General features: G+C 73.0%; 9 protein-coding genes. 3 read left to right on the top strand and 6 right to left on the bottom strand.

Annotated features, from left to right (window positions below):
* Nucleotides 1-45: 45 nt before the first annotated feature.
* Nucleotides 46-876: an SDR family NAD(P)-dependent oxidoreductase gene (locus tag AB0M63_RS38160; RefSeq protein WP_366022573.1), complete on the bottom strand. Its 831-nt coding sequence runs from the start codon at nt 874-876 to the stop codon at nt 46-48.
* Between the two features lie 74 nt (nt 877-950).
* Nucleotides 951-1,922 (bottom strand): SMP-30/gluconolactonase/LRE family protein, encoded by a 972-nt coding sequence (locus tag AB0M63_RS38155; RefSeq protein ID WP_366022572.1) that lies wholly within the window; start codon nt 1,920-1,922, stop codon nt 951-953.
* 179 nt (nt 1,923-2,101) lie between these two features.
* Between AB0M63_RS38155 and AB0M63_RS38150 the strand changes: the two genes are divergently transcribed.
* Both AB0M63_RS38150 and AB0M63_RS38145 read left to right on the top strand, forming a co-directional pair.
* On the top strand, nt 2,102-3,643 hold the full coding sequence (locus AB0M63_RS38150; protein WP_366022571.1) for a succinic semialdehyde dehydrogenase: 1,542 nt from the start codon (nt 2,102-2,104) through the stop codon (nt 3,641-3,643).
* Between the two features lie 40 nt (nt 3,644-3,683).
* On the top strand, nt 3,684-4,493 hold the full coding sequence (locus AB0M63_RS38145; protein WP_355924103.1) for a class II aldolase/adducin family protein: 810 nt from the start codon (nt 3,684-3,686) through the stop codon (nt 4,491-4,493).
* Nucleotides 4,494-4,506: 13 nt separating this feature from the next.
* On the opposite strand, the gene AB0M63_RS38140 is transcribed toward AB0M63_RS38145, so the two are convergent.
* Together AB0M63_RS38140 and AB0M63_RS38135 are read right to left on the bottom strand one after the other, a co-directional pair.
* Nucleotides 4,507-5,106 carry a TetR family transcriptional regulator gene (locus AB0M63_RS38140; protein ID WP_355924105.1) on the bottom strand — a complete coding sequence of 200 codons (600 nt, stop codon included), beginning with the start codon at nt 5,104-5,106 and terminating at the stop codon, nt 4,507-4,509.
* 134 nt (nt 5,107-5,240) lie between these two features.
* A complete protein-coding gene (locus tag AB0M63_RS38135) occupies nt 5,241-5,783 on the bottom strand; it encodes a hypothetical protein (RefSeq protein ID WP_355924107.1) in 543 nt (180 codons plus the stop codon).
* A 219-nt stretch (nt 5,784-6,002) separates the two neighbouring features.
* Between AB0M63_RS38135 and AB0M63_RS38130 the strand changes: the two genes are divergently transcribed.
* The gene (locus AB0M63_RS38130; RefSeq protein WP_355924158.1) at nt 6,003-7,091 is read left to right on the top strand and encodes an ABC transporter ATP-binding protein; all 1,089 of its coding nucleotides are present in this window, start codon (nt 6,003-6,005) and stop codon (nt 7,089-7,091) included.
* Here AB0M63_RS38130 and AB0M63_RS38125 read toward each other — a convergent pair.
* Nucleotides 6,978-9,833 (bottom strand): hypothetical protein, encoded by a 2,856-nt coding sequence (locus AB0M63_RS38125; protein WP_366022570.1) that lies wholly within the window; start codon nt 9,831-9,833, stop codon nt 6,978-6,980. The two genes, AB0M63_RS38130 and AB0M63_RS38125, sit on opposite strands and share 114 nt — an antisense overlap.
* Nucleotides 9,834-9,894: 61 nt before the next feature.
* Nucleotides 9,895-13,137 (bottom strand): ABC transporter permease, encoded by a 3,243-nt coding sequence (locus AB0M63_RS38120; protein WP_366022569.1) that lies wholly within the window; start codon nt 13,135-13,137, stop codon nt 9,895-9,897.
* Nucleotides 13,138-13,367 lie beyond the last annotated feature (230 nt).

The raw sequence follows: 13,367 nt of genomic DNA, 5'->3' as shown, positions 1-13,367 counted from the left end.
GGACCGGTGGCGGCCGGGGCGGCGCGGTGGGTGTTCGACGGACGGTCAGGTGCGATGCCGGGGAGCGGACAGGAGCCCCTCCCGCTGTCGGCGCCCCCGGGCCTCCGCCAGGGGGATGACGCGGCGCATCAGCCTCGGGAAGACTCCGGCGATCCGCTGGACGCGGCCCGCGAGCGGCGGGAACACCACCTCGACCGGTTTGCCGGCGATCGCGTCGACCACGGCCCGGGCGATCCGCTCGGGCGCGTACGACTTCTCCGCGAAGGTGATGGCGCAGGCCGGATCGGCCATCTCCCGGGCGAGCATGTCCGTCCGGGTGGACGGGGGATGGATGATCGTGAAGTCGAGAGGGCCGTCGCGTTCCTCGATGGCGACGCTGTGGTGAAAGGCCCGCACCCCGTACTTCGTTCCGCAGTAGGTGGCGTATCCGGGCAGCGGCAGGAACGCCGTCATGCTGCAGACGTTGATGATGTGGCCGCGGCCCCGCGCGGTCATGCGCTCGACCGCCGTACAGACCCCGTTGATCGTGCCCAGCAGATTGATCTCGACGATGTCGCGGTGCTGTTGGGGGCTCAGATCCCGGGCGTGGCCCGTGTGGGTGATGCCGGCGTTGTTGACCAGGACGTCGACGGCTCCGAACGCGGCTTCCGCCACGTCGAACGCGCGGCTCCAGTCCTCCGTGCTCCGGATGTCCAGCACGAGGCCGGTGGCGCGGGGGCCCAGCTCGCCGGCCCGGGCCAGGACGGCCTTCTCGTCGACATCGGTCAGCAGGACGCGATGGCCGCGCGCGATCGCGAGTTCGGCCGCGGCGGCACCGATTCCGTTGGCCGCGCCGGTCACGAGCACGACCTGGCCCTTCGCGGATGGTGTACGCATGGCCACAGGCTCCTCTCGGCCGGCCGTCCGGGCCGGTGTGTGGACAGGGACCGGAGCTGCCCTGAATCGGGGGCTCACAGCCTGACCAACTCGATGCGCCCGCCGTTCAGTTCGGCGGCGCGGACCGGATCGTCCGTCGGCACCGTGGCGGCGAACAGCGTGCGTCCGTCGTCTCCCGCCATCAGGCAGCACAGGGTGTTCTGGCTGGTCGCGACCCGGTCGAGCACCCGGCCGCCGGGGGCGACCCGTACGCACTCGCCGCGGAGCGCGTTGGCGACCCAGACCGTCTCGCCGTCGGCGTCCCAGGCGATTCCGTCCGGGGCGATCGGTGACGCGGAGCGCTTGGCGACGGCGGGACGGTCCAGGAGCGCCGAGACCCGGCGGGTCAAGCGTCCGGCCGGTCCCGGGTGGTTCAGGAGGCGCCAGAGCAGCGGTGGGATCAGCGGGGCCCAGGGGCGCGGTTCCCCGAGGGTCCCGTCGGGGTTCCGGGGGAGGGCGGTGAGCCGCATGGCCAGGGTCTCGGCCACCACCAGGGTGCCGCCGTCGGCGCTGAGCAGGGTGCCGTTCGGGAAGAGCAGCGGCTCCGTCGTACCGAGCAGGCCACCGTCGGGGGCGAGGCAGGCGATGGAGGCGGCCGGCGGGCCGGGCGGTGAGTAGAGCATGGCGTTCGCGTTCTCGCGCGAGAACGCGTGGTAGTCGAAGCCGAAGTTGCCGACGTACGCCCGCCCTTGGGGATCGACGAGCATGTCGTTGACCGGACCGCCGACGACCTGCCGCAGATCGGCGTGCTCGGCCAGCTCGCCGTCGGGTTCCAGTCGGTAGACCAGGCCTCCGTCCATGGAGGCGACGAGCAGGCGGCCGTCCGGCAGCCAGCCGAGCCCGCCGGCCCGACCGGGGACCTTCAGCACCGTTTCCGGTTCTCCGGTGCCGTCCCAGCGGTGCACCGTGCCGTGCGCGAGATCGGAGAACCACAGGGCTCCCCTGTACCAGCGCAGGGACTCGGGCACGCCCAGGCCGCGCAACGCCACGTCCGCCGTGCGTTTCATCGGGCCGCTCCTTTCATCCGGCCGCTCCTTCGGGGCGCGGATCGAGGGGGTCTTCGCGAGGGAATCGAGAGAGACCTTCGCGAGGTGTGCGACTTGGACGTATGACCAAGACGCTTGACTTGTACGAGTGACCGTCTCATTCTGAACGAAGAGAAGTCAACGTTCCGGCGGGAGTTTCCGTGGCTCAGACTCGATCCCCCATGACAGGCGGCGCCCCGGTGGGCGCCCGTATCGCAGTGGACAATCCGGCCACCGGAGACGTGGTCGGCCACGTCCCCGACATGTCCGCGGAAGAGGTGACGCGAGCGGTCGCCCGGGCCCGGCGGGCACAGCGGGACTGGGCGGAATCGGACGCCCGGTCGCGTGCCGGGTACCTCGCACGGGGTCGCCGCTGGCTCATGGCCCACCGGCAGGAGATCGCCGACCTGATCGTCGAGGAGAACGGCAAGGCGCAGGAGGACGCGATCGTCGAGATCATCTACTGTGCGAGCGCCTTCGCCCACTGGGGCGGGCGTGCCCGGAAGCTGCTCGCCGGGACGAGGATCCGATCCCTCTCGCCTTTCGTGCTGGGCCGCGGTATGTACACCCGTCGGGTACCGCTCGGGGTCGTGGGCGTCATCGGCCCGTGGAACAACCCCCTGCTCAACTCTTTCGGCGACGCCATCCCCGCCCTCGCCGCGGGCAACGCCGTGGTCCTGAAACCTTCCGAACACACCCCGCTGACCGCGCTGCTGATGGAGCGGATGGCCCGCGAGTGCGGCTGGCCCGAGGACGTTTTCCAGGTCGTCACCGGCGCGGGAGCCACCGGCCGGGCGCTGGTGGACACCGCGGACTTCGTGATGTTCACCGGATCGACGAGGACCGGCCGCCTGGTCGCGGCACGCGCGGGCGAGCGGCTGATCCCCTGTTCGCTCGAACTCGGCGGCAAGGACGCCCTGATCGTCCTCGCCGACGCCTCCCTGGAACGGGCCGTGAACGTCACCGTCCAGGGCGCCCTCTCCAACGGCGGCCAGATGTGCACCTCGGTGGAGCGGGTGTACGTCGAGGAGTCCGTCTACGACGCCTACCTCGACCTGCTCCGCGAACGGTTCCGGCAGGTCACCTCCGGCAGGCCGGCCGGACTCGGCAGCACCGACGTGGGGGCCGTGACCTTCCCGCCCCAACTGGCCGTCATGGAGGACCACGTCCAGGACGCGCTGACCAAGGGTGCCCGGGTCCTCGCGGGCGGCCGGGCCGGACCGGGCCCCGGCCGGTTCTTCGAGCCCACGCTGCTCGTCGACGTCGACCACACCATGACGTGCATGCGGGAGGAGACCTTCGGCCCCACGCTGCCCGTGATGAAGGTCGCCGACGCCGAGGAGGCCGTCCGACTGGTCAACGACAGCGACTACGGGCTGCAGGCCACCGTCGTCGGATCGGACACGCGGCGCGCCCGCCGGCTGGCCGAGCGGATCGAGGCCGGCTGCGTCACGATCAACGACGCGCAGACCAACTACATGGCGCTAGGTCTGCCGATGGGCGGCTGGAAGGACTCGGGACTAGGCGTCCGGCACGGCGCCGAAGGAATCCGCAAGTACACGAGGCTCCAGTCCGTCAGCACGAACCGGTTCCCGATGCGCAGGGACCCGCACATGATCCCGTACCGGCCCGCGGCCTACCGGTTCATGGTGCGCCTGGCCGACGTCCTGTACGGCGCGGGCCTGGGTGGCCGTGCCGAGTAACTCCCCTCACCCACCGTTCAGTTCACGAGAGGCCAGACCCATGACCGTGACATCCGACGCAGCTCCGCACGCCTCCGTCGGCGCCCTGCCGGAAGGTGTGCACCTTCCGCTGCCCGACCCGGACCTGGGTGTCGAGGAGGAGCGCCTGGTGCGCAAGCGGGAACTCGCCGCCGCCTTCCGCCTGTTCGCCCGCTTCGGCTTCTCCGAGGGCGTGGCCGGACACATCACGGCCCGCGACCCCGAGCACCCGTCGGCGTTCTGGGTGAACCCCTTCGGCATGGCGTTCAGCCGGATCCGGGTCTCCGACCTGATCCTCGTCGACCACGACGGCACGCTCCTGGAGGGCCGACGTCCGGTCAACAACGCCGCGTTCTGCATCCACTCCGAGGTGCACCGGGCCAGGCCGGACGTGGTCGCCGCCGCGCACACCCACTCCCTGCACGGCAAGGCCTTCTCCGCTCTCGGTGTCCCGCTGGAGCCCATCACCCAGGACGCCTGCGCCTTCTTCGAGGACCACGGCCTCTACGCCGACTACCGGGGCGTGGTCAACGACACCGAGGAAGGGCGCCGGATCGGAGCGGCGCTGGGTGACGGCAAGGCGGTGGTCCTGCGCAACCACGGGCTGCTGACGGTCGGGGCGTCAGTCGCCGAGGCGGCCTGGTACTTCATCACCATGGAGCGCTCCTGCCAGGCCCAACTGCTGGCCATGGCCGCGGGGAAACCGGAGATCATCGACCCGGAGACGGCGCGGCAGGTCCGGGCGCAGATCTCCGGCGCGCTTCCGGGCTGGTTCCAGTTCCGCCCGCTGTGGGACCAGATCACCGCGGAACAGCCCGATCTGTTCGACTGAGGCCCGCCCCGGCTCACTCCTTGCGACCGGCGAGCGCCATGAGGTGCTCGCCGGTCAGATGCAGGACCTCGCGCGTCCGCTCGGTGTCGCGGTCGACCAGCCAGCACAACGTGACGCCGTCCAGTACCGAGTTGAGATAGCGCGCCAGGACCGGAAGGGGAACGGTCCACTCGATTCCGGTGCTTCTGGCCGCTTCCGCGAGGAGTTCCTCGTGGACCTCCAGGTAGTGCCGGTACTGCTGACGGGCGAGTTCCTCGAATCCGGCTTGGCGCAGGGCGTAGTGGGTGAGCTCGTAACTCACCTGGTGCTCTCCTGGGTCGAGCTCCACAGCGTCCCAGTAGGCGCTCAGACTCCTGGTGATACGTGACGTGAGGTCGCCGTCTCCCTCGAAGACCTTCCGTGCCGCCGCGACCGTACGGTCGGTGAAACGGGAGATGACCTCCTGAAGGAGTTCTTCGCGGGAGTTGAAGCAGTAGTGGAAGACGCCGAGCGGCATCTTGGCCTCGTTGACGATCGCACGCGTCGTGGCCTTGGCCACACCGTCGCGGACCATGACTCGAAGGGCGGCCGCGATCAGCTCTTCCCGTCGATCCTTCGCTGCCATACGGGACATCCGGTCCGCCGCTCCTTCGGAAGTGATCCGCGTATCCACGGAACCACCATGTTAACGCAGCGTCTTGGACGGTCGTCCAACATCGGGGCTCGTCTCTCGCGGCGTCCTGAGCGACGCGACCGCTCGGCTCGGGCCTACGTGACGGGAATGGGACGGCGGTAGGTGCGCTCGCGCCACTGCCTCGCCTCCGGGTCCCACCTGAAGGCGACGCGGTATCCGTCCGCCCGTACCGTCGCGGCGATCCAGTAGCCGTCGTGGTCCCAGCGGATCGTCGCCGCGGTGCCGGGGCGCCGGTCGGACTCGCCGACGGGTGCGTCCGCGGCGCACAGCTCCGGAAGCTGAGCGAGCGCCTCGGGTTCCACGGACACCTTCATCTCGACCAGCCACCCGTCCTCGGTGCGCAGATGGATGAGATCCACGATCTCGGCGGGATCCTCGAGACTCGCTCGCGCCTGTCGAAGAATGAACCGGTGCATGATCGCGCGCGTCCCCGAGCCCATCCCCTTGGCCAGAGCGTTCCCGAAGTAGGTGGAGATCGCCTGCAGGAACGGTGTCGCCGCCATCGTCGCGACGACGAGCAGGATGTCCGACAACTCGGCGACGGGTGACGCGCTTTGGTCGCTGCCGGGACTGCCCTCGGGAAGATCCGCCGGCCCGTCGGTGTGTTCGCTGCTCATGATCCCCTGCTCGATCGCCGGCGCTCGTGTCTCGTCGAGCACCCAGGGTATTGAGGGCCGTGTCCGTTGTGGGGGCGGTGGCCAGATCGACCCGGCGGATCACGCCCCTCGTACGGCCTTCCGCACTACCCTGACGCCTGTCCGACAGCGGCATCCGCCGACCCCATCCCCCCAGGAGACCGCGTGGCAGTGCACGAACAGCCGGTCGGGGCACCGGACTTGGACGAGTTGCGGCGGCGGGCCGCCGTGGCCGCCGTGCCGCGGCGTGAGGAGGGGCTGGTCGTCTGCGAGAACCTGGTGCGGATCTACCGGACCGAGGGCGTCGAGGTGCAGGCCCTCCAGGGGCTCGATCTCGCCGTGGGTCAGGGCGAGATGGTCGCGGTGATCGGGGCGTCGGGATCCGGCAAGTCCACGCTGCTCGGCATACTCTCCGGCCAGGACGTGCCCACCGCGGGGGCCGCCGAGGTCGCAGGACACGACCTGCTGGCGATGAAGCGCCGCGAGCGGCTCGCGTACCGGCGGAGCACCGTGGGGTTCGTCTGGCAGCAGACCTCCCGCAATCTGCTGCCCTACCTCTCGGCGGCCGAGAACGTGATGCTGCCGATGACGTACACCGGGATCAAACGCTCCCGACGCCGGGCCCGCGCCGAGGAGTTGCTCGACCTGCTGTCCGTCGGCCACTGCCGGGACCGTACGCCGGACACCCTCTCCGGCGGCGAGCAGCAGCGGGTGGCCGTCGCCGTGGCCAACGCCAACGAACCCCGGGTGCTGTTCGCCGACGAACCCACCGGCGAACTCGACACCGCCACCAGCGACGAGGTCTTCGCCGCGCTGCGCCGGGCCAACGAGGACCTGGGCGTCACCGTGATCGTGGTGACCCACGACGCGCTGGTGTCCGAGCAGGTCCAGCGCACCGTACTCATCCGCAACGGCCGGACCTCGACCGAGGTGCTGCGCCGGGTCGCCACGGGCGAGGACGGCGTCGATGTGCTCACCGCCGAGGAGTACGCGGTGCTGGACGGCAGCGGTCGGCTGCAACTGCCGGGGGAGTTCACCGAGCGGCTGCACATGCGCAAGCGGGTGCGGCTGGCCCTGGAGAGCGACCACATCGGCGTATGGCCCGACGAGGCAGCCCGGCGGGCGAGGTCAGAGGCGGAAGACGGGGGCGACGCGGAGGGCGCGCCGCGCGGGCGTTCACATGAGACGCAGTACGGAACCCAGGCGGCGCCTGCGGGCGAGGACGGTCTCGGTGGCCGCGGCGGCCAGGATCAACACGGTCACGCCGGCGACGAGGGCGGCGGTCAGTGAGTAGTCGGCGCGCAGCGCCGGTTGGGCGGGGCCGCCGGTGAACTGCCGCAGGTCCATGATCCGTTCCATGAGCCGCGGTTCGAGCAGGCCGAGCAGGGTGCCGCCCACGGCCGAGGCCACCGCCAGGGGCAGCAGTTGCAGGAAGTGCATCGTCCCGGCCGCCCTGCCGCCGAGGCCGAGCGTGCGCAGGAACGAGGTGGTACGGCTCCGCTCGTAGGACGTGAGGACCAGCTCCAGGGCGAGCGCGAGCAGGCCCGACAGCGCGGCCAGGATCGAACCGACGGTGTAGACCGTGGAGAGTCCGCGTGTCAGACCGTCCGCGCGCAGGGCGCTCAGCGTCTCGGAGCGGACGCGGATCTGCGCCAGGGGCCCGAGCGCCTTCGCCGCAGCCGAGCGCAGTGCGGTGGGCCCGTCGCCCTTGAGGAGGAGGACGGTGCTTCCCGAGGACTGCGGGGGCATCAACTGCTCTGCGGTGGACGTGGTGATCAGCATCGGTGTCCCGGCGGCGATCTGCGCGGTGACCGGTCCGAGGAGCGGGTCGCGCAGGTCGGTGGTGGTGAGGGTGCCGACCGGCCTGAAGGTCAGGTTCACCGGGGGCCGGCCGTCGGGCACGACCGTGGCGGTGAAGCCGTCGGTGTGCTCGCTCGTCCGTAGACCGGGGGAGAGGAAGGACGGCAGGGGGGTGTCGGCGTCGACCCTGGTTCCCGCGGGGTCGGGCAGCCTGGACAGCAGCGCGTCGGCGAGCGGTGACTGCGGGGCGACGGCGGCCAGTTGGCGCGGGTCCACGGTGACCACGGCGACCTGGGGGATCACCGCGCCGTCGGCCTGTCCCACCAGGTCGAGGCTGCGCAGATGCAGGAGGGCGGTGCGTATCCCGGCGGAAGTGCCGGGGCTGGAAGTGGTGGTCCCGGCCACGGTCGCGCTCGCGTCGGCGCCGCTCGTCCAGGCCGCACCCGTCGCCAGGCCGTCGTCGATCGTCCGGTGCACGAGTCCGCCGAAGACGGCCGTGCCGAGGGTCAGGACCAGGACGAACAGGGCCAGTCCGGTCGCCGGGGCGTCGTGCGCGGCCCGGGCCGCTCCGACGAAGCCCACCGTTCCCCGGCCGCGCCGGGTCCGTCGCAGCACCAGGCGCAGTACGAGCGGGGAGACGCGCAGCAGTACGAGTACGACGGCCAGCGCGACCAGCACCGGTACCGCGCCCAGAATCCCGTCGGGGCCCTGCGAGCGCAGCGCGACCACGCCCGCCGCCGTCGCGAGCAGCACCGTCAGTTCCAGGACCACGCGCCGGCCGACAGGGGTCCTGCGGCGCGAGCGGCGCAGCCGACCGGGTTTGCGCGGTTCGCGGACCGCGAGCCAGGTCATCAGCGGCACCGTCAGCGCCACCATCCCGGCGGCGAGGGAGGCGGCCACCGGACGCGGCGAACCGGACGTGCCGGTGGGCGCCAGGGCCGAACCGGCGGCCCAGCCCAGTAGCGCGGCGATCAGCACCACCGGCCAGGCCACGGCACAGCGCAGCAGCACCAGCCGCGCGCTGGACGCGCCCCGCGCGCGCTGCAACCGCAGATGCGCCTGCCGCCGGCGCAGCAGCAGTCGTACCGCCACGGCGACGGTGGCCAGCGCGACCGCGGCCAGCGCGTCGACGGCGAACGTCGCCAGCGACCTGGCCTGCTCGTCCTGGGCGGTGAACGCGGACAGCAGCGGGGTCAGGGAGTCGGTCACCAGCAGGGGCCCGGTGGTCTGACCGCCGAACCGGCAGCCGACGTCGCCGGTGATCGGGTCGCTGCCCTGGCACAGGTCCGCGCTCAGGTCCGCGCTGTAGCGGGACAGCGGCCCGGTCAGTCCGCGCGCCCGGTCGAACGCGGCCCCCGACAGATCGGCGCGCACCTGCCAGGTCACCCGGGGGCCGCCCACCCCGGCGCCCGCCAGCAGGTCGGCGGCGTCCAGGCCGACGAGGCCGCGGACGGCGAGCACCGTGCCGGCGGAGTGCTCCGCCGGATAGCGCGAGGGCTGGTCCAGCGTCTCCCGGCCGGTCCAGAAACCGTCCGTCGCGGCCGTGGTGCGGTAGACCCCGCTCACCAGCAACTCCGCGTGCGGCGGCGCGTTCTGCACGGCGGGCGTCGCGGCGAACTCAAGGGACAGCCTGCTGCCGGCCCGGACGCCGAGCGCCCGCGCGATGCTCTGCGACAGGCCGATCTGGGGCGCGCTGCCCACCGGAGCGCGATCGGCGGGCGCGTGGCCGCTGACGTAGCGGAGATGAGCCCGCGCGGACGGCAGATAGCTGACGGTCAGCCGGGTGTCGGTGTGCGCGGGTCCCAGTGGTCGCGGTGAGAGCAGGGTCGCCGGGTCGTAGTCGTAGCTGCCGCCGGCGTAGCTCAGGAGCCGTCCGGCGGAGCCGCCGAGCCGGTCGGTGAGGGTGCGGCCGGAGCCGAGCAGGGCGGCGGTGTCCAGGGCGGGCGGCTCGGTGGCGAAGATCTCCGGTGTGGTGCTCAGGCTGATCAGCGGCCCCCGCGCCTGCGCGGCACCGACCCGTTGCCGCAACGCCCGGTCCTCCTGACGGCCCACGAGCGCGGGGGCCCAGGCGCAGAGCGCCGTCAGCACGAGAACCAGCACGGCGAGACAGGCCAGCAGGGGGAGGTCGCCCCGGGTCTCCTTGCGGATGAGGCGGCGGGTCACGGCCGCGTGCGGGCGGCCGGGGCGTGGCGGCGCCGGTGCCTTTCGGGCGGGTGCGGGCGGCCGGTTCATCGGTCTTCTCCGGCCGGCGGTGTCTGCGCCGACGCCTTCGGGTCGGGTCCGGTTGCCTGGCTCAACGGTCCTCCCCCGCTCGCAGTACGCGCACCAGGTCCACCCGGGCCAGCAGTCGGGCCAGGGCCAGTACCACCGCGCTGATGGCGAGGGCGGTGGCCAGTGCGGTCAGGGTCACGGTGGTCCAGGGGACGAGCTGGGGCAGGGGTGGATAGGGGGTTCGGCCGGTGTCGTCGACGGTGACCAGCGGCAGGACCGCCGATGCCAGGGCCATGCCCATCAGCGCGCCCGGCAGTACCGCGAAGAGGGCCAGTCCCAGTTGCTCGGCGCCCAGCAGCGCGGACAGGCTCTTGGTGCGGACGCCGATCGCCCGGAGCAGGGCGAACTCGGTGCGGCGCTGCCGGGTGGAGACCACCGCGTGGGCGGTGAAGGCGATCACCGCGAAACCGGGGGCCAGGTACCGGACCAGTTCGAGCACCCGGCGCAGCCCGCCGCGGAACGGGTCGGCCCGGAGGGACGCGGCGGTGCGTGCCGTGGTGGTGACCCGGCCCAGCGCGGGCTGCGCCTCGGCTGCGGTGGCCGTGCGCGCACTGTCGGCGCTGGCGAGCCACCAGAACGCGGGATCCTCCTGGTCGCCACCGGCCCGTGTCACTGTCGCGGACAACTCCCGCTGGTCGGCGATCAGATGGCCCTGGCCGCGGCCCAGTCCGGGCGGCGACTCGACCCGGCCCACGATCCTGGCGGTGACCCGGCCGCCCGCGCCCAGGTCCAGCGTGGTGGTGGAGCCCACCTTCAGGCGTGCGTCGCGCAGCGCCGTGGCGTCGGCGCGTACCGCAAGCGGCGCCGGAGTGCCGGCCTGGCCGGCCACGAAGCGCACCGTGCCGCCGGGCCGGGTGTCGTAGTCGCTGACGGCCAGGCCGCCGAAGGCGTCGCTGGTCGCCGTCGAGGGCGCGATGCCGGTGCTGATGGTGGTTCGGAGGGCCTCGGTGCGGCCGGCGGCGATCGAGCACACGCCGGGGGTGCCGAGGTCGTAGGCGCCGGTCAGTCTTCCCGCGCAGGCTCCGGCGGTGGCGTCGGCGGCATGGTCCGTGCCGTCGGCCCAGATCTGCCCGGCGGGCAGCCCGGTGACCCAGGTGTCCGTGGTGCCGCGCGCGCCGATCCGGAGCAGCTCCAGGTCCAGCCGGGCGGGGCGCGTGTTGGGCTGCGGCAGGACATTGACGGCGGTCACCGTCAGTGGATAGGTCCGGGGGTGGCCGTCGCTCAGCGCCACGTCGAGCGGGACCACCACGGTGTGCCTGGCTCCGTCGGCGGCGGGCAGATGGGTCGTCACGGCGCTGACGAGGCCGGACGCGTCCTGCACGGTCAGTTCCAGGTCCGGTGCCGCGCGACCGCCGTCGCTGCGCAGCCGCTCGTCCAGCAGCAGCGCGGTCGGAAGTCCGGGGAGCGGGATCCCGGGGACGACCGGTGACGGGGTGCGGGGCGCGGGCCCGCCGACCGTGCCGACCAGGCCCTCGGTGGCGCCGCCGGGCAGGTTCACCGTGGACTGCGTCACCGGTGTCACGGCGGTCACCGCGGGCAGCGCGCGATAGGCAGCGGCAAGGACGGAGGCGGGGTAGCCGTTGTCCGCGGACGGGTCGATGCGTACGTCCGCGCCGACGGTGAACGCGGCCTGTTCGGAGGCCAGGCCGCCCAGGCAGGCCAGCGCGGTGGTGGCGAAGGCGCTCACGGAGACGGCCAGGCACATCAGCACCACCGGTCCGGCGGTGCGCGCGGCCCGCCTGCTCACCTGCCAGCCCGCGAGCGCCAGGACCAGGCCCCGGCTGCGCCGGCCGAACGCGTCCAGCAGCAGGGCCGTCAGCGGCAGCAGCCGTAGCAGCAGGAGCGCGGCGGTGCCTGCCACCAGGGCCGGTACCAGGACCAGCACAGGGTCGGCGGCCGCGCTGCCGGTGCCCACGTCGGCGATCAGCGAGTGGTGCCGCCGCAGCTCCAGATACCCCAGCACCGCGACGGCCAGCAGTGCCAGGTCGGCGCCCAGCCGCTGCGCGGCGGCGGCCCGCGCGCCCCGGGACGGCCGCGACCGCGACGACGGCAGCACCGGCAGCAGGACGGCCGCGGCGTGCACCAGCAGGGTCAGCCCCACCGCCGCCCACGCGTCGGTGCCCCGGCCGCCGGGACGCAGCAGCCCGGCGAGGAAGGGCGCGACGGCGGCGGCCGGGACACCGGTGAGCGCCCACTCGGCCGTCGCACCGCGCAGCAACCGCAGGGTGCCGGCGCCCCGGGCCTGTTGCAGGGCCAGCTCGTGGCGCCGGCGCACCGTCAGTTCACGGGCGGCCAGCACCAGGGTGGCGAGGGCGAGGACGGCCAGCATCACGCTCGGCAGGTACAGCGAGGACCGGGCCACCACCGTCGGCACCGTCAGGTCGTCGATCGCGCCCGGCAGTCCGGAGCCCACCGTCAGGTCGTCCAACGACGGCTGCCGCCCCTGGAACACCGACACCCGGCTCTCGCTGCCGGAGAAGGCACGCAGCCGGTCGCGCAGCCCGGCGAGGCCGTCCGCGTCGAGCCGGGAGAGGTCGGGACGTACGGCCCAGTGGGCGGTCAGCGTCCCGTTCAGTACGGCGCTGCCGTTGAGCGAGGACGCCGAGACCACCAGCAGTTCCTGGTCGGCGGTCTCCCCTTGAGCCAGGTCGCCGGCCATCGCGGGCCAGAACCCGACCGCACCGGTCGCCCGGAAGACGCCGGTGATGCGCAGGGTCATTCTCCGCTCGAACGCGTCCTGCACCTGAAGGGTGGAGCCGGGCCGCACGCCCAGGAGCCTGGCCAGCGCCTGGGGCACCGCCGCGTCGACCGGCGCGGTGGACCCGGTGGAGACCCGGACGTCGGGCAGCGAGGTGAACGCGCCGGCCGGGGCGTCGGCCGTGCCGACGGGCCATCGTCCGGCGGTCAACTCCCCGAACCTGCCCGCGCTTTGGACCGCGACCGGGTGCAGCCCGCTGCCTCCGGGACCGCGCGGCCGGCCCGCGTCCCCGTCGATCGCCGTCACGGAGACGGCCGACGTGCCCAGCAGTCCGACGTACGTCCGCTGCGGCACCCCGGCGAACACCCGGTCGGCGGCGGCCCGCACATCCCGGTCGGCGGCGGCCATCCCCCCGGCCCGGAAGGACGCGTTGACGGTCACCTGCGCGCCGAGATCGGCGGCCAGCCGCCGTACGGCCCCCGCCTGCACCGAACTTCCCGCCAGCGCCGCGAGCGTGGCCAGCGCCGTCGCACACAGCAGCACGGTCACCGATACGGCGGCCAGCACCAGCCCGTGCCGAGCGGCCCGCCGGGCAGCGGCGGGAAGCCGCCTCCGCGACGGACGCGGAGCGACCGGGCGGCGCCGCGGGGCGGACCTGGAGGCCGTGGCGACCACATGAACCCCCGCGGAATCGACCATGCGACGGTGACGGCGCGTCACAGTCCTACCAGGCGACCCCCGATGCCGCAAGATCCGTCGATCTTCCCCAACTCCCGCTGCCGGAGCGGCAGTAGAGG

This window comes from Streptomyces sp. NPDC051576 (assembly GCF_040681835.1).
GTDB lineage: Bacteria > Actinomycetota > Actinomycetes > Streptomycetales > Streptomycetaceae > Streptomyces.
Note: the sequence above shows the minus strand (reverse complement) of the source record. Positions and strands in the feature narration are given on the sequence as shown.